Annotated in this window: 23 protein-coding genes; 7 read left to right on the top strand and 16 right to left on the bottom strand. The window is 47.9% G+C overall.

The features are described from left to right. Positions 1-53 precede the first annotated feature (53 nt). The 7 genes from cdd to VLX91_13210 all read left to right on the top strand — a co-directional run bounded on the left by cdd (position 54) and on the right by VLX91_13210 (position 6,630). Positions 54-470, top strand: coding sequence for a cytidine deaminase (gene cdd / locus VLX91_13240; GenBank protein ID HUI31170.1), 417 nt, complete (start codon positions 54-56; stop codon positions 468-470). Continuing rightward, positions 457-1,032, top strand: coding sequence for a thymidine kinase (locus VLX91_13235; GenBank protein ID HUI31169.1), 576 nt, complete (start codon positions 457-459; stop codon positions 1,030-1,032). Before cdd ends, VLX91_13235 begins: the two co-directional genes overlap by 14 nt. Then, entirely contained in the window at positions 956-2,137 is a 1,182-nt protein-coding gene (locus VLX91_13230; protein ID HUI31168.1) for a BMP family ABC transporter substrate-binding protein, read from the top strand. The genes VLX91_13235 and VLX91_13230 overlap by 77 nt, the downstream gene beginning before the upstream one ends. 85 nt (positions 2,138-2,222) lie before the next feature. Next, entirely contained in the window at positions 2,223-3,776 is a 1,554-nt protein-coding gene (locus tag VLX91_13225) for an ABC transporter ATP-binding protein (protein ID HUI31167.1), read from the top strand. After that, positions 3,757-4,839: an ABC transporter permease gene (locus VLX91_13220; protein ID HUI31166.1), complete on the top strand. Its 1,083-nt coding sequence runs from the start codon at positions 3,757-3,759 to the stop codon at positions 4,837-4,839. The genes VLX91_13225 and VLX91_13220 overlap by 20 nt, the downstream gene beginning before the upstream one ends. Next, positions 4,836-5,750, top strand: coding sequence for an ABC transporter permease (locus VLX91_13215; protein HUI31165.1), 915 nt, complete (start codon positions 4,836-4,838; stop codon positions 5,748-5,750). The genes VLX91_13220 and VLX91_13215 overlap by 4 nt, the downstream gene beginning before the upstream one ends. A 76-nt stretch (positions 5,751-5,826) precedes the next feature. Then, complete coding sequence (locus VLX91_13210; protein HUI31164.1) at positions 5,827-6,630, top strand: purine-nucleoside phosphorylase; 804 nt, start codon at positions 5,827-5,829, stop codon at positions 6,628-6,630. Between the two features lie 18 nt (positions 6,631-6,648). Here the strand turns inward: VLX91_13210 and VLX91_13205 are convergent, their stop codons facing one another. The 16 genes from VLX91_13205 to VLX91_13130 form a co-directional block, all read right to left on the bottom strand. Continuing rightward, positions 6,649-6,792 carry a hypothetical protein gene (locus tag VLX91_13205; protein HUI31163.1) on the bottom strand — a complete coding sequence of 48 codons (144 nt, stop codon included), beginning with the start codon at positions 6,790-6,792 and terminating at the stop codon, positions 6,649-6,651. A gap of 300 nt (positions 6,793-7,092) precedes the next feature. Next, positions 7,093-7,431, bottom strand: a complete 339-nt coding sequence (locus tag VLX91_13200; protein HUI31162.1) for a hypothetical protein — start codon at positions 7,429-7,431, stop codon at positions 7,093-7,095. Then, positions 7,428-7,838, bottom strand: coding sequence for a DUF3224 domain-containing protein (locus VLX91_13195; protein ID HUI31161.1), 411 nt, complete (start codon positions 7,836-7,838; stop codon positions 7,428-7,430). The genes VLX91_13200 and VLX91_13195 overlap by 4 nt, the downstream gene beginning before the upstream one ends. 94 nt (positions 7,839-7,932) lie before the next feature. Then, positions 7,933-9,342, bottom strand: coding sequence for a cytochrome c (locus VLX91_13190; GenBank protein ID HUI31160.1), 1,410 nt, complete (start codon positions 9,340-9,342; stop codon positions 7,933-7,935). 28 nt (positions 9,343-9,370) lie between these two features. Continuing rightward, positions 9,371-10,360 (bottom strand): protoheme IX farnesyltransferase, encoded by a 990-nt coding sequence (locus VLX91_13185; protein ID HUI31159.1) that lies wholly within the window; start codon positions 10,358-10,360, stop codon positions 9,371-9,373. Further along, positions 10,357-11,001, bottom strand: coding sequence for a cytochrome c oxidase subunit II (gene coxB / locus VLX91_13180; GenBank protein HUI31158.1), 645 nt, complete (start codon positions 10,999-11,001; stop codon positions 10,357-10,359). Before coxB ends, VLX91_13185 begins: the two co-directional genes overlap by 4 nt. Before the next feature lie 7 nt (positions 11,002-11,008). Further along, positions 11,009-11,329: a cytochrome C oxidase subunit IV family protein gene (locus tag VLX91_13175; GenBank protein ID HUI31157.1), complete on the bottom strand. Its 321-nt coding sequence runs from the start codon at positions 11,327-11,329 to the stop codon at positions 11,009-11,011. 7 nt (positions 11,330-11,336) lie between these two features. Then, a complete protein-coding gene (locus VLX91_13170; GenBank protein ID HUI31156.1) occupies positions 11,337-11,978 on the bottom strand; it encodes a cytochrome c oxidase subunit 3 in 642 nt (213 codons plus the stop codon). After that, positions 11,975-13,609: a cbb3-type cytochrome c oxidase subunit I gene (locus tag VLX91_13165; protein HUI31155.1), complete on the bottom strand. Its 1,635-nt coding sequence runs from the start codon at positions 13,607-13,609 to the stop codon at positions 11,975-11,977. Before VLX91_13165 ends, VLX91_13170 begins: the two co-directional genes overlap by 4 nt. Further along, complete coding sequence (locus VLX91_13160; protein HUI31154.1) at positions 13,609-14,442, bottom strand: SCO family protein; 834 nt, start codon at positions 14,440-14,442, stop codon at positions 13,609-13,611. The genes VLX91_13165 and VLX91_13160 overlap by 1 nt, the downstream gene beginning before the upstream one ends. Before the next feature lie 40 nt (positions 14,443-14,482). Continuing rightward, positions 14,483-15,454, bottom strand: coding sequence for a cytochrome c (locus VLX91_13155; protein ID HUI31153.1), 972 nt, complete (start codon positions 15,452-15,454; stop codon positions 14,483-14,485). Positions 15,455-15,495: 41 nt separating this feature from the next. Further along, positions 15,496-16,686 carry a hypothetical protein gene (locus VLX91_13150; protein HUI31152.1) on the bottom strand — a complete coding sequence of 397 codons (1,191 nt, stop codon included), beginning with the start codon at positions 16,684-16,686 and terminating at the stop codon, positions 15,496-15,498. Then, a complete protein-coding gene (locus tag VLX91_13145; protein HUI31151.1) occupies positions 16,683-17,825 on the bottom strand; it encodes a quinol:electron acceptor oxidoreductase subunit ActD in 1,143 nt (380 codons plus the stop codon). The genes VLX91_13150 and VLX91_13145 overlap by 4 nt, the downstream gene beginning before the upstream one ends. After that, entirely contained in the window at positions 17,818-19,215 is a 1,398-nt protein-coding gene (nrfD, locus tag VLX91_13140; GenBank protein ID HUI31150.1) for an NrfD/PsrC family molybdoenzyme membrane anchor subunit, read from the bottom strand. The genes VLX91_13145 and nrfD overlap by 8 nt, the downstream gene beginning before the upstream one ends. Positions 19,216-19,228: 13 nt before the next feature. Further along, positions 19,229-22,339, bottom strand: a complete 3,111-nt coding sequence (locus tag VLX91_13135; protein HUI31149.1) for a TAT-variant-translocated molybdopterin oxidoreductase — start codon at positions 22,337-22,339, stop codon at positions 19,229-19,231. Beyond that, a complete protein-coding gene (locus tag VLX91_13130) occupies positions 22,332-22,550 on the bottom strand; it encodes a hypothetical protein (protein ID HUI31148.1) in 219 nt (72 codons plus the stop codon). The genes VLX91_13135 and VLX91_13130 overlap by 8 nt, the downstream gene beginning before the upstream one ends. Positions 22,551-22,562: the final 12 nt, after the last annotated feature.

Here is a 22,562-nt window from a genome sequence, read left to right as displayed (position 1 = left end):
ATGAATTCACGAAATCCTTGATTTTGAGGACACCCGCAGGTATATTTTTCGAGATGCCAATCAACAAATCAATTCCCGAACTGATCGAAGCTGCAAAGAGTGCGCACAAAAAATCAGAACCTGCATTTTCTCATTTCAGAGTCGGGGCCGCAATCGAAACAGAAGCCGGAAAAATTTATTCAGCCTTCAACATAGAATCGAGCAGCTACGGACTTTCCATGTGCGCGGAGAGAATAGTGCTGTGGAAGGCAATTGCTTCGGGTGAATCAAAATTCAAAAGGATGGCTATCGTTTCTGACGCAGAGGATTTCTGCCCGCCCTGCGGCGCATGCAGACAGGTTATGCTCGAGCTTGCCGGCGATATTGAGATTTACATGACAAATAGAAAAGGCGATGTGAAAAAGGAAAAGCTTTCCTCATTGCTCCCTCAAGCATTTACGGCAAAAATACTATCAAATGGAAGAGATTAGTCTGCATTATGCCCCGCGCGAGACGGGATGGATTGAGGTAATATGCGGTTGTATGTTCAGCGGAAAAACGGAAGAGCTGATTCGACGTTTGCGTCGCGCCGAGATTGCACGCCAGAATGTGGCGATCTTCAAGCCCCGGATAGACAAACGTTATAGCGACGACCACATTGTCTCTCACAGTGACGACAGATTAAAATCCGTCGTCGTCGATTCCGCACTGGAAATACCTTCTCTTTCAAAAGATGCACACGTGGTTGGAATAGATGAAGGCCAGTTCTTCAAGATGGATTTAATAGAAATCTGCGAATCGATGGCCTCGGCAGGAAAAAGAGTGATCGTGGCGGGACTCGATCAGGATTACCGAGGAAAGCCGTTCGAACCGATGCCGCAGCTTCTCGCCGTTGCGGAGTATATCACTAAGACTCTTGCGATTTGCGTCGTTTGCGGGAATCCGGCCGACCGCACACAAAGGAAAACGCAGTCGGGTGAACGGGTTTTGGTCGGTGCAAAAGACATTTACGAGGCTCGATGCCGAAAATGCTTTGTACCACCATCTGATTAAGGATACAATGACACAGAGGCTCAAAGGTACAAAGCGGCAGGAGAAATTTTTTTCATCGTCCTACGGATCCATCGTCCCATCATCCCGGTATTCCATTATTTTCACCCGGTGGCTCACGTTAGTCCCTTTGTGCTTGCTTTTCATTTCCTGCGGAAAAGGTCAACCCGGTGTTCCGGTAAATAGCGAAGTGGGTCTGGTGTTTGACGTAGGTGGACGCGGAGACAAGTCTTTTAATGATGCCGCCTACCTGGGCATTCAAACAGCCAAGGACAGTCTTGGGGTCAACTTTCAGTATGTCGAACCGAGCGGCGGCTCGGACCGTGAATCTGCCCTGCGCCAGCTTGCAAGTCAGAAAGGAATCGGCTTGATATTCGGAGTTGGATTCATTTTCACCGATGACATTACAAATGTTGCGAAGGATTTTCCCGATAAAAAGTTTGCGTGCATAGACTATTCGTATGACCCGGGCAAACCGCTCCCGCCAAATCTCATCGCGATTGAATTCCGGGAAGAGGAGGGTTCATTTCTTGTCGGGGCATTGGCTGCGTTGATCACGAAAACCAACATCGTCGGCTTCGTCGGTGGAATGGAATCGCCGCTAATCAAAAAATTTCAAGCAGGTTATGAAGCAGGTGTCAAGTATGTCAATCCCAAAGCAAAAGTTCTGATCGCTTATGCCGGAGTTACCGGTGATGCTTTCAAGAATCCGGCAAAAGGAAAGGAACTCGCATTAAGCCAATACTCTCAAGGTGCGGATATCATATATCATGCTTCCGGGGTGACAGGACTCGGCGTATTTGAGGCTGCCCGCGAGATGAAGAAATATGCGATCGGAGTCGACATGGATCAGTGGAAGGAGGCTCCCGGCTATGTGTTGACCAGTATGGTCAAGAAAGGCAACGTTGCAGTCTACGACATAATAAAAAAATGGAAAGATGGAAATTTTGAAGGAGGCAGAGCCGAAGTCTTCGGCCTTGCTGATGACGGCGTTGACCTTGTCTACGATCAAAACAACAAATCGATGATTCCGCAAAATGCCTATGATAAAATCAAATCCTTGAAGCAGCAAATAATCAGCGGACAGATAAAAGTGCCAACTGAATAGAGAATAGAAGCAGGACGCCGGGGACAAGAAGCAAGAAAGGAGTAAATCGTGTTTCTGACTTCTTGCCTCTTGCATCTTACCTCTAATGAAAATGTCCTACGCAATAGAACTCCTGAACATCACCAAGCGCTTCGCGAGAACGGTGGCCAATGACAACGTAACTCTAAAAGTGGAAACCGGAACGATCCACGCTCTCGTCGGTGAAAACGGCGCCGGAAAAACCACTTTGATGGAGACGCTCTATGGTCTTTACCAGCCCGACTCCGGCCGTATTCGAATCGATGAAAAAGATGTTGTCATAAGATCTCCCCACGATTCGATAAAACTCGGGATTGGAATGGTACACCAACATTTCATGCTTGTCCCGAAATTGAGCGTTCTCGAGAACATAGTTTTAGGTGCTGAGACAACGAAAACTCTTTTCCTCGATCTAAAGAGAATGACTGCGGAAGTCTCCGCTCTGGCTGAAAAGTTTTCGCTGAATGTTCCGTTGGATGAAAGAGTGGAGGATGTCGGAGTAGGAGTTCAGCAGCGTATCGAAATATTGAAGGCAATTTATAGAAAAGCCAATATCCTGGTACTCGACGAACCGACCGCCGTTCTGACTCCCCAGGAAACAAAGCAGTTCTTCGAAATTCTTTCACAGTTGAATGGGCAGGGCAAGACGATTGTGCTCATCACTCACAAGCTGAACGAGGTGATGGCAATAAGCCAACACGTTTCCGTAATGCGGAAAGGAAAACTCGTCGGCGACCTTGAAACAAAGAAAACCAGTCCACCGGAGATTGCACAACTGATGGTCGGCCGGCCAGTGCTTCTGCGAGTCGAGAAATCAGAGAAGAAAACCACTGCACCAAGACTTTTCATACGAAATCTGAACTACATTGACCGACGGGGGGTGGCAAAGTTGCGCGACGTGTCGTTCGAGGTGGCATCCGGGGAAATTCTCGGAATCGCAGGCATTGAAGGAAACGGACAGTCGCAGCTTGTCGAATGTTTGACCGGCCTTTTGAAACCGTCGTCAGGCTCTGTAAAAATAGATGACGTTGAACTTGTCGGCCTGAGCGCGCAAGAAATTTTCCTGAAAGGTTTTGCTCACGTTCCGGAAGACAGAATAAGAAGAGGTCTCGTAATTGATTTCTCTGTCGAGGAAAATTTGATTCTAGGTATGCACGCCAGGTTTAGTCCTAAATTTCTTATGAAGAGAACTGAAGTAACTCAAAACGCAGAACTTCTGATTCAGAAATTTGATATCCGACCCGCTGATCCTTTCATTCACGCTCGAGGATTATCGGGAGGCAACCAGCAGAAAATAATCATGGCACGCGAACTTTCCAGAAATGCAGAAGTGATAATTGCGAGCCAGCCCACAAGAGGAGTAGACATCGGAGGAATCGAATTCATCCATCGTACGCTTGTCTCTGCACGCGACTCCGGCAAAGCAATCCTGCTTATCTCAGCCGACCTGAATGAGATCGTAAGCCTGTCTGATAGGATAGCGGTCATGTACGGCGGAAAGATTGCAAAGATTTTCCCAAATAATGAAGTCGACGAGAATGAACTTGGACTTTATATGACAGGATCGAAAGAAGATGAGCAGCGATCCCTAAGGGATTCATATGAACAGACCCTTTCTTGAACATCCTGTAACGCAGAACTTCCTGATCCCGATCCTCGCGGTGATATTGTCCTTCACTGTAGGAGCTGTTTTTATCGTCATCGTTGGTCAGAATCCGTTCGAAGTCTATTCGGTGCTTCTTTCGCAGACACTGGGAAGCTCGTATGGAATCGGGCAGCTCCTATTCAAATCGACGCCGTTGATTTTTGCCGGTCTCTCGGTTGCGATTTGTTTTCGAACGGGTTTATTCAACATCGGGGCCGAAGGACAATTACAGATTGGCGCTTTTGTCACTGCCCTTGTAGGCATGAAGACCTTTGGTGTACCATCTTACATCGAAATCCCCCTCCTGATTCTTGCAGGCATGGTGGGCGGCGGAATATGGGGGTTTATTCCGGGATATTTGAAAGCGAAAGTAGGAGCGCACGAAGTCATAAATACGATCATGCTCAATTTCATTGCCGCTGCCCTCATAAGTTATTTCGTCACAAACGTATACAACATCCCCGCAACGGTTCATACTCCTTCGATTTCGCCCGCCGGCACGTTGCCTCGCTTCGACAAGTTTCTCCCCGGCTTCGAGGGCTCGCCGGTAAATCTCTCGATCCTCATTGCGCTCGTCACCGCCGTGCTCGTTTGGTACTATGTTGAGAGAACACGCTTTGGTTATGAATTGCGGGCAGTCGGCTTCAATCCAAAGGCAGCGGAGTACGGAGGGATAAGCGTTTCAAGGAACATCATCTTGAGCATGACACTCGGCGGAGCAATCGCCGGACTCGTCGGGACAAATTTTGTGATGGGATACAAATATTATTTTGAGGAAGGCTTCTCAAGCGGAACGGGATTCATGGGAATTGCCGTTGCTCTCCTCGGGTTGAACAATCCTTTTGGAGTTATTCTAGCCGCTTTGCTTTTTGGAATGTTGGACTATGGCGGCTTGGTCATAAATACCATGGTGCCCAAAGAATTAGTCAGCATACTTCAGGCGATCGTAATAATTTTTGTCATATCTTCAAATAGAATATTCCGCGGAATTGTCATGAACTATCTGAAGAAGAGAACGTTGAGCCTTTCTGAAGAATGATAAGCTCAATTCTTTCACTGGCTTTTATCGCGCAGACAATCCGGATCACTGTTCCCTATGCGCTGGCATCGTTAGGCGGTGTTTACAGTGAGCGAAGCGGCGTAACGAACATCGCTCTCGAAGGGATCATGCTTAACGGAGCGTTCGGCGCGACGGTCGGGACATACTACTCCGGTAACCCGTTGATCGGCGCAGTCTGCGGGATTGTGTTCGGCATCCTCACGGCGTTGATACATGCGGTGGTGTCGATAAACATCAAAGCGGATCAGATAATCTCGGGAATAGCGATCAATCTTTTTGCAGTCGGGATTACCAAATTTGTTCTCGAAATATTGTTCCACAGTTCAAGCAATTCAGACAGGATAATCGGGCTCCCTGATCTAAAATTACCATTCGCCGATCGTTCACCTGAGATTGCCCGACTCCTCGGCAATCCATTGGTACTCTTGACACTTTTCATTGTTTTCGCGAGTCACCTCATCATATTCAAAACACGATTCGGCTTGCGACTTCGTGCGGTAGGTGAAAACCCCGAAGCAGCGGACACGGTTGGCATCAGTGTATCGCTCTACAGATATTATGGAGTCATGATCAGCGGTGTACTCGCCGGACTCAGCGGGGCGTGGCTGGCATTCGATCAGCATTCATTCACGGACGGAATGTCGGCTGGGCGCGGATTCATAGCGCTTGCCGCAATGATTGTCGGGAAATGGAACCCCCTCGGTGCAGCGGCAGCGTGTCTGTTGTTCGGACTCGCTGAGAGTCTGGAAATCCAGCTGCAGGGCGCTGGATTGCCGACTCAATTTATCCAGATGATTCCCTATGTCGCAACCATAGTCGTTCTTGCCGGATTCATTGGAAAGTCCATCGCACCGGCGGCAGATGGAATACCGTACGAGAAAGAAAAATAATCAACGATGATGGAGCAGGAACAATTTTCAAGCACCTCCTCAACTTTTGGCAGAGGACTGAGGTGAAGACGAATCGATGACTTCTCTTCCCTTTCAACAATCTGGAGATTTTGTTTCCTCCCGCTTCAAAGGAGTGCACCACGATATTGCTGTAGTTCTCGGAAGCGGACTTGGCAGCTTCACGAGGCACCTCACCGACAAAATCGCTCTAGAGTCGGCCGAGATTCCCGACTACCCGCGCTCGACCGTTCCCGGGCATCTCGGCGAAATCGTCAGCGCAAAAGTTGCCGGCAAGAGAGTTCTAGTTTTCAGCGGACGAGTCCACTTTTACGAGACGGCATCCACTATCGATGCTGCGGTAACCGCTATCGTCTCCCATCAACTGGGAATAAAGAAAATTGTCCTGACAAACGCCGCGGGAATTTTGGACGAAAAGTTTTCTCCGGGCGATTTGATGCTGATAAAAGATCAAATCAACCTAACCTCTAGGAATGTCCTGGCTGATTTGAGAATGCCTAAAGCGGAACTGAATCCGATGTATAGCGAGAGACTTGCAGCCGCAGCCCTATTGGCAGCGCAAGAATCCTGCATAGACCTCAAATCCGGAACGTATCTAGGTTTGACGGGACCGTCATACGAAACCCCGGCTGAAGTAAAATTTTATAGAGGCCTTGGAGGAAATGCAGTCGGAATGTCGACGATCCATGAAGCAACGTTTGCCCGGTCAGTAAATATGGAAGTAATAGGGATAAGTTGCCTCACAAATTACAGCGCTGGAACCACTTTGGAAAAACTTTCACATGACGATGTACTAAGAATTGGTGAAAATGTTGATGAAAAATTTTCTCGACTGCTGCTTAAACTTGTGGAAATAATTTAGCAGAGAATATCAAATTTCTTAAGTCGTCGACAACTTCCCCCTTCCTGCTTCCACAACAAAACCTATCGCAAATCGATTTGCGAATGCTCCCGCCATCGCAAGATTTCGATTCGGCAGATTCATGAACATCATCGGGATGATATCGACGATTCCGAAGATCACCCCAGCAATGATTCCAATAGCGGAGACTTATTCCACCTTGTCCGCAGGAGGAGAAAAAATGGGACGGTTGAGAACGACATTCACGCCGAGCTAACTTTTCTTCGGATCGATGCCCACAAACGCCTGCCCCCGGACAACATGGATCGAACTCCTCTTCTCTTCAGTCCTGAACGTTCCGATTGAGTTCAGAAGCCGGATCAAAGACTCCCCTAAATCGGCTATGGTCTCAGTTATTTTCTCCGAATATCTTACCGGCAAAATTAATGCTGAATTAAATATTCACGATCTAATAGCAATAAATCATCCGGGCAGGCTGTCACCCGGAAAAGATCGACAGCTATATGTATCATAGAGGAGAACATTTGCTTTCACTGCCGGATCGTCGTCCATCAGCTTTCTCGTCTCGTCTACACCGGCATTGAAAATACAGATGCCGGATACCTCGGTCCCTCCGGAGACCGGACAGACGATGGACAATTTTCCACCTGCGCGGAGCATAAAATTACGCCGGCCGTGCTCCCAGATAATTTTATCAGCTTCAGGCTTGCTCCTGTTAGGCCCCGGTTTCAGAATGACAATACAATAGTTCTTCGTCTTCTGGAGCATCGTTCGCATGAAATCATCAGTAATTGTCGTCATCTCAAATTATATTCCAACTCAATGTGATAACCTCCTTGATCAGCCACATACCTCCCGTTTCCATGAATCCCATCGAGCAGACCGGTGCCTGAGCCTTTGGCGATCTTCAAAGTCGATTTTGCGGCCCCGCCTTCGAACGCACCATTGTCTTCGAGCACAAAACTCCCCGACTTTCCCGATAGTGTTCCATCAAAATATATGAGTCCTACGTAAGAAGCCGCGGCGTTGTGTTGATCCTTCGCGTCAAAATGAGAATAGAACATCAGGTATTCGACCAGGCCCTTGCCCTCGATTTCTCCGCTGAAACTGTACTCGACGGAAGCCTTTGTCATCTTTTTTTCCGGAGACATTTCTCGATAAGCCGACTCTTCCCACTTTTTTACCGTGTAGGTTCCTTTAACTTTCATTTCGATCTCCATACAATAAACTTCTTTTTACAAATCGAGCGCTGACATTTGAGTGTTCAGGCTACGGTGAGTGACTAATAATTAAGTAAAGAACTCATGCCGGCTTCTTGCTCTCTACCTTCAAAGTGTCCTGCCCCTTTGGGGGATGTGCCTTCAAATAAACTCCCATGATATATTCCGCAACGGCTTTCACTTCGGCGGGTTTCAATCCCTGGCCCGGCATCGGCGGATATCCCGGCACAACCTGCCGCGGGTTCATGATGAAATCCTCCAGCGAATCCATCTTACCCACGAAGTTCGGAAGCGTCTGGTTATATGGCGGTCCGACAAGCTTAATATCGAACCTGTGGCAGGCGCTGCATCTTCCGTTGTAAATGTCCTCCCCGCTGATTACGGGTTGGGCTTCGTTCGGGTTGAGCGAGGCGAGCATTGTTTCGTATCTCTGCCCGAGCATCTGGTTTTGATTGCGTGTCGCGTAATGGAAGGCTATCTCGTCTTTCGCCGCCCACATGAAGACTAACACTACAACGCTGACGAACGCGTAGCTGCCGAGATTCACCCGGGAATCTCTGAGCATCGAATAGAAAAGGAGAAGGACGAGAAGTGCAATGAATATTCCGATGCACGCGATGGCGAACGTCAAATTGGAAATACCAGATTGCGGAAGGTTTTGTATCTCGAAGAAAATCAGGACAGGCTCGAGTGCGACCGCGACAAGACCCACAGGAAGAACACGCCTCTCGACGAATGTCCTATATGAATCATCCGCCGAGAGAGCGATTCCCTTTTCCCATTTGAAGAAGAAAAACAACACGGCGGCACTTGTTATGACGAGCGCTGTGACGATATAGTTGATAAGACTCCATATAGTTTCGCCTGAAAAAAGAATTGCGCCAAGCGAAGAATCCGACCATCTCTCGGGAGTGAACGCAAGTCGCGTCGCTCCCACAAAAAGCCATGTTCCTATCCAGAGAAGTACCGCGCTCCGGCGACCGCCATTTTTTCTGGAGGATGAAGCCGAGTGCTCGTAAGATTCGACGTCTTTCGCCACGTCGGGCTGGACTTCGGCTTTTTGCGAGGAAGCAAGATTTTGAAAAGCGGTGAAGATGGAATCAAGATGGAAAGACCGTTTGTATCCGTAGAGGAAGTAAAATCCGACGAAGTAGAAAATCGCGGAGTAGAAAAGATAAGACGTGATGCCGATATCCATCCCGTAAAGAAGTTGCGCGTATGTCAGGATCACGGTAACAAGAGGTACTACAGCCATCGCGTAGATCGCACCCTTGCCCGGTGCGGCCAGATCGGCAAGGTCCTGTGCAAATTTCGAATGATGCTTGATGCCGTTCTTTCTCCCGCTGCGGTCGAAGATCGTTGAGAAAGTTGAAGCAATAACAGCTATGCTCGCATATGTCACGAAGAAGATTGTCACAACGACGAGAAGATATCTCAGAAGTGTCAGGTGTTCGTTCGATTCGGGAATGACAAGCTTGTCGAGAAAATTCATTTACAAAATTCCTTGCGATTTATCATTTTCAAAACATCCTCCAGGGAAGACTGAGGACTCTGTCGACCATGACAACCAGCGTAATTGCCAGCACATAAATATTTATTTTCATGAAGGCAGATTTGTTCGCACGTTTATCGTCGGTGTTCGAAATTATCTTCCGTGTGCCGATGACAAGCCACAAACCGAGTGCAGCAATGGCAACTTGCGTCGGAATATTGTTTACGACTTCTGTGATTACAAAAAAGGCGGAAGTCAGGAACATAATTACGATCCACAGATAAGTGAGGACAGATAGAGTCCTCGCACTGAAATACATTCGGAGAGTCGGAAAGTTTGCACGCTCGTAATCCGCGCTGTACATATCCATCAGCAGCCAGAAGTGCGGTATCTGCCAGATAAAAAAGAAAGCCGTGATCACAATAAGTCTTGGATCGAAAACGTATCCACCGGCCTCCGCCCACCCCGCCATTACGGGAAAAGATCCGACAAACGAACCCGGTATCACCGCAAACGGGGTCACCTTTTTGAGGGGAGTATAAATTGCATTGTACGAAACGAATGCCAGCAAAGACAGGATCAGCGATGTCGCGTTTCCCGTAAAAAGAATCAACGCACTCCCTGCAAGTGAAAGTCCGAATACGATGCATAGGACAGCTTGCGGAGACATTGTCCCCGATGGAAGAGGCCGCTTGCTGGTGCGATGCATCAGCAGATCCGTGTCACGCTCCTGGTAGTGATTAAATGCCGCCGAACCGCACGAGAGAAGAAATATCCCGAGTATGGGAAGTATCATTGCCGTCGAGATCTCGTTTGCAGCAAGGACATAACCGAAAATTGCCGACATGCCGACAAAGAATGTGATCCTGATTTTAACGAGTTCTAGGAGAGCACTTAATAGATCGGAACCGCTTAATACGACATTCGCTCCGATAATATCAGCCGGAGTTGCATGTCGCGGTGATTTTCCGGGCTCGATCAAATAATCTGGCTGCATCTTCTCAATCGATGGTGTCATGGATTAGCCGTCGATGCTTCGGCAACTTCAGTTTTCTTAGCTGCGTTGCCAAGCCATTTGTCGAACTGTTCTTTCGGAATAACTACCAGGCGCGTCTCCATAAGTGCGTGGTTCAATCCGCAGTACTGGCTGCAGGTTATCTCATAAGTCCCGAGCTCCTCCGGATAAAGCATCATGTACCTTACTCTTCCTGGAATTGCGTCCAGCTTCTCGCGCAGCTCCGGAATATAAAATCCATGGATCACGTCGACCGAGGTCAGGAGACATTTTATCGGGCGCCCTTCCGGAACATAAAGGGTGTCTGACTGTTTCCCGTTGGCATACTGGAAGCTCCAGCTCCACTGTCTGCCAATTACTTTCACAGGCATCGAATCATCCGGGACGAATCGGGTCTTGATGTAGGTGGACCATCCTAGATAGAACATGTAAAGTACAAGTATTACCGGAACGACGGTCCAGATGACTTCCAGAGTCACGTTACCGTGTACGCTCACCGCGCGTGGATGACGCTTCTTATGGTATCTGTAAACAAACCAGAACATCGCCCCGACGACGATGACAAACAAAATGATGTCTGCCCAGACAATAAATCTCATTATGTCATCGACAGCTCGAGCGTGATTTTGTGCACCAGGATACATCTCTAATTCATCTCCTGAAGAATACATCCATAAAAGTAAGCGTGAATATAACGAATATCGTAAATCCAGCTATGCCGAGAAATACTTTGAAGATTTTGTCTTCAAATTTTATGTGCATGAAAATATTGACGACCATCGATGCTTTTGTAACTGCGATCAAGAGTGCGGCCACGAGCGTGAACGCCGCCAGGTCTATTCCGGCAACTGCCGCCGTCGTACAGGTCAGGGCAATTAAACCGAGCCATACCAATACGTACTTGCCGTAACTGATCGGCTCGGCGTGGGCTTTCGTTTCCCCGACGCGAACTTGATTCGTAATTTCGCTCATTCAAACCTCAATTGATCAGATAGAAAAGTGGGAACAAGAAAATCCAGATGATATCGACAAGGTGCCAGTACAAACCCGCGTTCTCCAGCTTGATGTAGTCATCCTTTGTGATCTTATCTCGCAACATGAAGACCAGCATGAATATTAATACGATCATCCCCGCAAGGACATGGAGCCCGTGCAGACCGGTCATTGTATAGTAAAGCCCGAAGAAAAGTATCTCACCGTTCGGTTTGCTGAGGAGAACCTGCGATCCAGGGAACAAACCTTCATTTATTTCAAGCGACCACTCGAACAACTTTATCACGAGAAATGCCAGCCCGAGAAGTATCGTCGAACTCAGGAATCCGACAGAGAGCCATTTCCTTCCCCTCTGAATAGCCGCTATCGACAGCACCATTGTCAGGCTGCTTGTCAGAAGGACCATTGTGTTCACGGTACCGAAAAGAGTATGCGTCTCCAGACCGGCCCTGTGAAAGTCGGCGGTATTGAGATAGCGGTACACCGAGTACATCAGGAAAAGCCCGGTGAACAGCAACAACTCAGTCAGAAGGAAAAGCCACATCCCCATCTTCGCGCTTTTTTCATCGCGATGAAGATGCTCCGCGTGGCTTTCGGTTTTTTCCATTGTTCCTGCGATGTCGCTCAATTGACTGCCTCCGGATGATAATACGGTTCGTGTGTCACGATAGGTATTTCCTCGAAATTCTCTGGAGGCGGCGGTGAAGAAATCCTCCACTCGAGTGTCGTGCCTCCCCACGGATTATCGCCGCACTTTTCACCTTTGAATATCCCGTGCAAGAGGTTCCATAGCATCATGATCAGACCAATGACAAGTATCCACGATCCGACCATTGAGATATGCTGCAAAGTTTCATACTGCGGCAGGTAAGAAAAATATCTTCTTGGCATTCCCTCGTACCCGAGAAGCAGCATCGGGAAATAGAGGAGATTAAATCCGACGAAAAGAATTCCAAGCGCCCAGTTGGCAACCTTCTTGTTGTACATTCTTCCGAACATTTTCGGAAGCCAGTAGTGAAGCGCCCCGAAGAAAATGAACACGCCTCCGCCAAAAATTATGTAATGAAAATGTCCGACGACGAAATACGTTCCGGTCAAATGGACATCGGTCGCCAGAGAGCCGAGGACCAATCCGGTCAACCCGCCAATCGAGAAAAGTATGATGAACGCCATCAAATAAAGAAATGGAGGCTGTGGATCTATCGAGCCTTTGTACATCGTGGCTACCCAGTTGAAAACTTTTATGCCGCTTGGGATGGCGACCAAAAAAGTCAGAAGTGAAAATGCAAATTGTGCAGGCTGCGTTTCTCCGGCAACGAACATGTGGTGGCCCCAGACAAGGTAACCGATGAATGCAATAGCAAGGCTCGACATAGCCACCATCTTGTAACCGAATACAGTCCGGTGGGAAAATGTCGTCACAATTTCTGAGACGACACCCATCGGCGGCAGGATCATGATATACACCGCCGGGTGAGAGTAAACCCAGAACATATGCTGGTACAGGACGGGGTCACCGCCTTTAGATGGATCGAAGATCCCGACGCTGAAAAGTCGTTCGATGATGATGAGAAGAAGCGTGATTGCAAGGACAGGCGTGGCGATCACCTGAACCCATGCCGTCGCGTATAATGCCCAGACGAACAACGGCATCTTGAAGAAATCCATTCCCGGCGCCCTCATGCGGTGGATTGTTGTAATGAAATTGAGGCCGGTAAGAATCGAAGAGAATCCGAGTATGAAGACTCCGAAGACCGCCATCGTGACATCCGTTCCGCTGCGAACGCTGTAAGGAACGTAGAACGTCCAGCCCGTATCGGGAAGCCCGTTCTGGAAGAGCGACAACAGAACCACGATACCGCCTGTAACGTATAGATACCAAGACAACAAGTTCAACCTCGGGAAAGCCACGTCTTTCGCGCCGATTTGTATCGGGAGGAAAAAATTGCCGAGAGTCGCTGGTATTCCCGGGATGACGAAGAGGAAAACCATAATCACGCCATGCAGTGTGAACAAAGCATTGTATTCCTGCGCATTGAATATCTTGCCTGCCGGACCCGGCACCAGCATTTCGAGTCTCATCAGGAAGCCAAGGACGACGCCGACGCTGAAAAAAACAAAAATCGAAATCATATAGAGTATTCCGATTCGCTTGTGATCCGTCGAGAGAATCCAAGCCAAGATTCCTTTTCTCTTTCCCGTATTTTCTAAATAATTATGTACCGCTATTTCGTGCGGAGAAATTGCTACATCCGCCATTAACTTATCTCCTTTCGCGAGGCAGAATTCTCCTTCGCGAACCACTTACCTCTTTTTGTAGATCTCAAAAAAACTATGAAACCTGCGATGAACACGAGCGTTCCAACTCCCATTACCTGCATTATGTTGAAAACCAGATGCTGTCCAGAAGGATCCCTGCTGAAACATACCGCAATCACGGAACTGATTATCTGTTCCGGAGTTCCTGCTTTTGCCTGCATGATCGCCATTTTCAAATCCACCGGCGTGAAAGTACTTCCTTTGATATATCTTATGATTTCCCCATTCTTGTCGACAATCACCAGCGCAGTCGGATGAGTAAACTTCTGGTACTTATCTCTCATGTAATAGAAACCGATGGAGTGCACAAGGCTGGAAATGTCTGTACTGTCTCCAGTTAGGAATCTCCAATCTTCGGCTGGGAAAGGTCTTCTCAACAATCCCCAATATTGTTCCTTCTTCTTCAATGCGATTGCTGAATTATCCGCAGGATCAAAACTCACAGTTGCCACATTGAAATCTTCTCCTGGCGTTTCGCTTACTTCATCGAGCGTGCTTGTCAAACTCGCAAGAACTTCATCGCAGATTCCCGGACAAGTATAGTATGCCATATCGATAATGAGAGGCTTGCCCGCCGATATTTGACGAAGAGTAATCTCATTCCCGTTTTCATCTCTGAACTTCAAATCCAGAGGAATATTTTGTCCGAGCTTTTCTTCGATGCCAACTTTCACCTGACCGGAAGCCGCCTCCTCCCCATTCGCCGCTTGCGGGAGAATTGCGACACTCAACGTCATAAAGCCGAGAACGAACAACGCCGCCGCTTCTGACATCGTTCGCCCCAGAAATTTCAACAAATATGTCTTGCGTTGTTCAACCATTGTTTGAAGCTAAGTCCTTCGAAGAAAACAAACCTTTCAAATAATTAAAGAGGGTTTCCCAATCCTGAGTGCTGAGTCGCGCAACTTTCGGATCGAAACCGTTCTGCACCGCATTTGCTGTTACTATCATAACAAAATCCGACTCGTTTTTGCTCCAGAAATTTGAGCTGGCCAGCATGGTTAGAGCCCGCTGGCGATCTATCACAACATTATCGAATATCCGACTTCCCTCGTCCGTTGGATGCTGAGAAATATATGCCGAGATTGCGGCGGTTGTTCTGACGAGCGGGATCGCACCTTCCTCGATACGACTCATAGCCTCACTGACTGAAATTCGAGTAGGAGCAGTCTGAACTTCCCCGAGATGATAAGTCTTGCCCATCGTCTCCAACTGTTCGGGTGTGTCTTTGGGAAAATCTCCGAACGATGTTCTTATGTAATCGATGATGGCAAGCCGGTCGCTCGCAGGAAACGTCGCGGAGAATGATACCATGGCACTCCCGGGGATACCTTCAGCCACCGTTTTGAACATTTGTGAAAGAAGCCTTCCGTTCTTCCAGCCTGCGGTCGAATGAAAATCGCGGGGTTTCGGGTTTAGGTTTGCCGATGCGGGACCATCGCCTTTTCCGTCTGTGCCATGACAGGAGGAGCAATTGACTTTGAAAAGCTGCTCACCTCTGGCGATCTGCGCCTTCGTCGGCTGCAGCAACATTGCAACATCGATCTTCTCACCGGTGTTTGCCGGACCGGGAGGAACATCGCCGACCGGATTCCAGAATGTAGAATCGATCGCGAGATCAGGAGATATCGAATTCCTGTTCACCATATTCTCCCTGTGGATATACAGCATTCCCAGTCCGGTCAGCACGCTCAGGAAATAGATATAGAAGAGGGGAGACAACCACACTTTTCTAACGAGCACGGATTCTTTTTGCTGATTCGCGGTTTGATCTTTTTGTTCCATAATACTTTTTGGTCTACTCTACTCTTTTACAACCATCCCGGTTAAATATGAAACTCCAGGCCGCGCTGCAGTTTGGGATCTCCAATTGGTACCATGTTGTTCCCTTTGGCCTTGAAGGAAAAAACCGACAACAGAATCCCAACCGACAGGATCATGAATGCCACTTCGCTCAACGCGAATACTGCATGGTCGGGATTATATACCGGCATGACCATCCAATAAATATCGAGAGCATGGGCGGCAAGGAGCCAGATCGAGATGAAAACAAGTCTACGCGGGTCCATCTTCGCCGGTTTCGTTATAAGAAAAAAGAAAGGAATCACGAACTGCATGAAGACAAGAGTGATGGAAACCACTGCCCAGCTTCCGTGAATCCTCGGAATATACCACACCGTTTCGTCCCTCAGGTTCCCGTACCACTGCAGCATGAACTGGCTGAAACCTATGTACGCCCAAAAATTTGAGAACGCGAAAAGGAAAGTCCCGAGGTTGTAATAATGATCGGGAGTAATTTTCACCGGGAAGAGATTCTTTTCATTAAGCTTCACAATCACTATGGTAGCAAATGCCATTGAAGCAACCGCAGCTCCCGTAAACAAGTAAACGCCAAATATCGTCGAGTACCAGTCCGGGGTTAGGCTCATCAACCAGTCAATTGAGAAAATTGTCAGTGTAATTCCGAAAACCGGTATGAATCCTGCGGATAGCTTTATGTTCTTTGTTGTCAGTCCCTGATCACGGGTTGAATCCTGCGTCCTGGAATTGCGAATGATCAGATAATAAAAAAGCCACCACACCAGAAAGACAACGATCGTTCGAACTATGAAGAATGGGATGTTCAGATATGGAGCCTTCACAAGCAATGCAGGATCGTCTTTGAAAAGCGCTCTGTGTGTCCATTCGAAGATGGTCGTCATGTTGAAAAGAAGAGGAACCGCAAGAATGATCAGGAACGGTATAACCCCGGAGATAAATTCAAACGGCCTCCTCATCGGGGTGCTCCATACGGCCGAACTAACATATTCGATCCCAACCCAGAACAGCGCGCCGATGCCGACCGTCGCAACAAACGTCAGTGTCATTATGAGTCCAAACGACGCGTGCTTCGGATTGATGACGAAAGAAATCACTGTAAGCAGCACTCCAAGAATCAATAGAGTCCAGCCGAGCCTCGAGTACGAGGCCGGAATGCTTTTTAACTTTTGCGTATCGATCATTTCTGAAACGTTCATTTTGCGACTGATGCCTCCGGATGTTCAGATTTTTGGAGCGCACGTAGGTACCAGACAATCGCCCACCGTTCATCGCGTGGGATCTGTCTAGCGTATGATGGCATTATTCCCTGGAAACCGTTCGTGATGACACCGTAGTACAAACCGTCGGGCGCGATAAGCAAGCTGTCGGTGTGAAGGCTCGGCGGATTCGGGAACTGTCCCTGCAGTCTGCTGTCGCCATCTGCAAAATATCCGTGACAAGGACTGCAATAGGTATTGAAATCTCTTTGACCAAGCTGCATGACGTGAGGCGTTGGCAACAGGGGATTTTTCAAATATTTTTCTGCTGATACCAAATCGTTTTCAGTAAACTCATAAGGCATCTGGCTTCTTGCGACAGTTCCTTCCACGGGCGGCCGCATCGCGAATCCATCCGGATAAAATTCGCTTCGTGTTTCGGGGAGAACTTTTTCCTGATCGTTAAGTGAGCTCCACGGACGAATAAGAAGCATTTTGTTCAATCCCCAGTAGACCGTTCCTGAAGAAACGGCGGCGACCACAATGATAGAAATAATAAATTTGGGATCTAGCACCAATTGTTTCAGAGTAAAGCTCTGGACTTCGTAATAAGCGGGTTCCACCTTCTCTGCTCCGAGAGTCCTCAGGAAAGATTCGGTTCGCTTTTGGTCGAACTTCGGATCCTTCGCCTCGATACAAATTCCAAACCTGTCATCGGATATTTTTTTTATGAACTCGCTGTCATGAAGCGGATGACTGTTTCTAGGCAAACCGAGCCAGATTGCAAGGAGAGCAATTACAGTTGACACGGCACCGAACAAAACTCCCATTTCAAACATCAGCGGCACATATGAAGGCCACGCAAAAAACGGTTTGCCACCGGTCACCATCGGAAAATCAACTGAGTTAGCCCACCATGTGAACGTGACAAGCGAGATCACTCCTGTCATTCCAATAATTAATGTAACGATCCCAATGTACGTTCGCTTCAACTTCATTGCATTGTCGAGTCCGTGAATCGGATATGGCGTGTATGAGTCGAAGTCCTTATACCCTTCCTTTGTCGCGGCTTTTGCGGCGGCGAGAACCTTCTCAGGCGAATCAAACAAAGCAGTTATTCCGTAAAGTCGTTCACTCATGGCTAACTCCTGCCTGATGAGCGGGGTGCGCACTTTCTGTGACGCCCTTGACTTCGGACATTGATATAACCGGAAGAGTTCTCGAGAAAAGGAGAACGAGAGTGAAGAAGAGACCGAAACTGCCGGTCAGTATTCCGAAGTCGACCCAGGTTGGTGAATATAAGTGCCATGCTGCCGGTGTGAAATCTCTGACCAATGAAGTGACTATAATTATGTAACGTTCCAGCCACATTCCAACATTTATCAGAAGTGAGATCACAAAAAGAACGGGTACACATCTTCTAATTTTCTTGAACCACAACAGCTGCGGAACGAATACGTTACACGTCGTCATTATCCAGAATCCAAGAGCGTAGTGTCCCGTGGCGCGTTGGATGACGAGGTACCAATCTACCGGATCTCCACTGTACCATGCGATGAACGGCTCCAGCAAATAAGCATATGCGACCATCATGCTGACGAGCAAAGTCACCTTCGCCATCCTGTCGAGATGATCTTTTGTTATAATGTATTCGAGATTGAAAACTTTTCTTACAATAATGAGAACAGTCAGCACCATTCCGAAACCGGAGAATATGGCTCCGGCAACAAAGTATGGTGGGAATATTGTCGTGTGCCAGCCCGGAAGGATCGAGACTGCAAAGTCGAAGCTGACTATACTGTGAACAGAAAAAACTAAAGGGGTCGCGAGACCTGCTAATATCACATAAACTTTTTCGTAATGCTGCCAGTGCCTGTTCGAGAATCTCCATCCGAGACTGAGGATCGAGTAGATTGTCTTCTTGATTTTGTTGGTTGTTCTGTCTCGCATCGTCGCAAGATCGGGGATCAATCCGATATACCAGAACATCAGCGACACTGTAAAATATGTCGAGACGGCAAAGACATCCCACACCAGCGGCGAGTTGAAGTTAATCCAGAGGCCATGCTGGTTTGGAATAGGGATTATAAATGCCATGAACCACGGTCTTCCTAGGTGCAAAACGGGAAAAAGCCCGGCGCACATGACGGCAAATATCGTCATCGCCTCTGCGGTTCTCGCTATCGCGGTGCGCCAGCGTTGGCGGAAGAGGAAGAGGATTGCCGAGATAAGTGTGCCAGCGTGTCCAATTCCGATCCAGAACACGAAGTTCGTAATTGCAAATGCCCAGCCAACAGGAATATTGTTTCCCCACATCCCGATTCCATAATAAAATGTGTAACCAACTGCGATGATTCCGAATGTGAGCATTGCCAGAGTGATTGCCAGAGCGATGAAATACTTCGCGGACGGCCGGTGCTCCATCGGCTTGGCGATGTCATCATCCAAATGTGTGAGAGTCGGATTCCCTTCCACAAGTGGAGGAGCTTTCGTATAATCAATCACTTCATCAATAGAACTGGCCGACAATTATTTTCTCCTATTAGATATTCCTTAGTTTAGCCAGGTAAGTAACATTCGGCTTGGTATCGAGTTGTTCCAGCGAATAGTATCCAAGCGGATGTTCTCGCAGTTCTGCTATTTCGGATTTTGGATCGTTCAAATTTCCGAAAACGATGGCGTTTGCGGGACATGCTTCCTGGCAGGCGGTGACTACGCCTCTTCCTGTAAATTCAGTTCCATTCTGGGTCGCCTCCTGCTGTCCTTCGATGATCCGCTGAATGCAGAAAGTGCACTTCTCCATCACTCCGCGGTCGCGAACGGTGACTTCAGGATTACTCACCATCGGAGCCGGTTGAAGCTCATAGTATCCACCTTCGTAGCGCTTTCTGAAATTGAAGAAGTTGAAATGCCTGACTTTGTATGGACAGTTATTCGAACAGTATCTCGTGCCGATGCAGCGGTTGTAAACCATCATGTTGAGTCCATCTGGACTGTGCGTCGTTGCCGCAACAGGACAGACGTTCTCGCAAGGTGCATCGTCGCATTGCTGACACAACATCGGCTGGAGACTTATCTTGACATCTACGGGTGTGCCCGAGTAGTATCTGTCGATCCTCAACCACTGCATTTCACGGCCAACAGCGACCTGGTCTTTTCCTACAACGGGAATGTTGTTCTCGACATTGCAGGAGATTACGCAGGCACTGCAACCGGTGCACTTGTTAAGATCGATTGCCATTCCCCACTTGACACCATTGTATGCAAAATTTTTATATATCGTTGTAGGCTTCGATTCTTCCCTTTCCTTCCGGACAAAATCAGGATGCGATTCATATTCTTCGAGAGTCCCCTCGCGGATGATCCCTCTCGCGAATTGCATTTCCCTCGTCATGGGCTCGTTCACAAAGTTGTGTTCAACAGGGGAAGCAAGCTCATATTTCCCATCAACCTTGTTTACCGCCGCTCCAGAATAAATCCATTCGGTCAGTCCTCCTCCCTTGGCGAGGAGTACATTCGCATTTGTTCCCACCAACGACCCGACCGTCCCCGCATTTGATCTGCCATAACCTAGTTCGACCGCCACGACACCGTCCGCCATTCCCGGCTGCACAAAGGCCGGCAGTTTTTGCTTCCTGCCGCCGGCATCAACTTCTACTACATCGTTGTAATCCACGTTGAGCGCCTTTGCTGTATCCGGTGATATGGCTGCATAATTGTCCCATGTTATCTTGGTCACCGGATGAGGGAGCTCCTGAAGCCATCCATTGTTCGCAAACCGACCGTCGCCGAGAACATAACTTTCAGACAGGATTACGGAATAACCGGTCGAGGCTGGCTTCGAAACGATAGAAGTGAAGGCATCTATTTTAAACGATTGAATCGCTCCCGGCTTTTCCTCAAACTTAATAACGCCATCATGGAGGGCACTGAACCAGAAAGTCTTGAAACCAACCGCGGTCTTCATCGTCGGGTATATTTCTTTCTGCCACCGATTCATTAAATAATCATGGTACAGGGTATCATGGTACACGCCGTCATTTCCAGCAATCCAGGTGAGAACAACGGCTTCTTTCTGTCTTGATTGATACAAGGGATAGATAACCGGCTGCTGAAGACTCAAGATTCCTGTTCGTGTCTTAAAATCGTTCCATGATTCCAGGTCGTGCGTGGAAGGAAGTATCCAATTGCTCGCCGCAGCTGTCTCGCTCTCGGACTGCGACAGCGTGACAACATTTTCAACTTTCTTGAGTGCATCGGCATATCCATAATCTGCTGGCAGGTGGAACACAGGATTGGCATCATAATGAATCACAGCGCCTACTTTTCCGGAATTCATTCCGGCGACAAGATTTTCCCAATCCTGGGTAGAGGAATAAGGAAGCAGAGATACGCTCGACTGATCGTTTCTGTACAACGCCGTGCTGCCAAGGACTTCATTGAGCAGGTTTACGGCAATATGCACGGATTCGGGAAGCCTGTCGCCGGCGTAAACAATCGAGGCATTTTTATACTTAATCATGCAAGAGACAAAGCTTTCGACCGATTCTGGATCTAATCCATTCTGCAAAACGAACTTCTGCAAGGGATACGCCTGTAATGAATTGACCACGTTCTTGTCAAGCGCGAATCGCGAGATCTGGCGAGCAACCACCAACTCATTCAGTAGAGACATTACAAAATCATATTGCCGCTCCGGCCTGATCTTCAGCCGCAGATCGGCATTCATTCCCGAGATTGTCATGCCGGACTCCGCAACTACAAGTCGGCTGAAATTATCAAGATCTTTATTGTTTCGTGTCGACGCGAAGAGTCTCATTTGTTCAATTGTATTACCTTCATCTCCGAGAATATCCGCTTCGAGCGTCAGGATGAGCTTCGCTTTGTCCCAGTTTATCAGTGGAAATTGTCCGGCGCCATATGATTTTTGCCAGGCTGAATTTCTATTTGTGTCGGTGAAAAGTTCATATGAATAAAGCTTTACCGTCGGATATTTAGTCGCAAAATCATCAAACACCGCTTTCGTGGTCGGTGAGAGAAGTGTACCCATGACCACGGCAACTTCTTTCCCGTTCGACGCTGCGGCACTCAATGCATTTACGATTTCACTGTTTGCGGAACTCCACGAAACATCCGAGAAGCTGCCGCCATTTCTCTTCTGCGGTTGACGGAATCTTTCAGGATCGTAAAGATTTAAAATTGATGCTTGCCCTCTTGCGCAAATTTTTCCGCGATTTACTGGATGTTCATCATTTCCGTTTATTTTTATCGGCCGCCCCTCTCTCGTCTTGACTAATATGCCGCAGGCATGTTTGCAGCCGGTGCAAGTAGAGGCATAATAGTTCGCGACTCCTGGAATGACGCCTACAGGTTCTTTGTTGTATGGAATTACATTTCCTTTGTCCTCATAGCTGCTGCAGCTCGCGGCGGCAAACGAAGCCGATGCGGTCAGAAGTGCAAGGAACTTCCTTCGTGACATTTCCGGCAGGCTTGATAATTTGAAATCATCCGTCACCCCGGCCATGAATTCATTCGCTTTTGCGTCGACCGAAGCCGGATCGTTGTAAAACTCTTTCAGACTTTTCCAATAGAATTGTCCCTTCTCCGGAAGATTATTTTTGATTTTTTGACTCTTCTCTTGCGGATCAGACATTTTTCATCACTTTTTTATTTCTTTTCACCGAGTATTTATTAATTGCTATTGATATCTTTTCCTCATTCTTTCGCAAGAGCCTTCTTGATACTGCTTTCTTCATTGGCACAATCCTGAAAATCATCGTACCAATAGCACCAAGTCCGAGCCAGCCTAGGATCTTTCTCCTCTGCTGACCGACCTTTGTCTTGGAACTCGATTGTTCATTCATACGCAACTCCAT

This window comes from Candidatus Acidiferrales bacterium (assembly GCA_035515795.1).
Lineage (GTDB): Bacteria > Bacteroidota > Ignavibacteria > Kryptoniales > JAKASW01 > JAKASW01.
The sequence above is the reverse complement of the archived record's forward strand: the minus strand, read 5'-3'. Positions and strand labels throughout refer to the sequence as shown.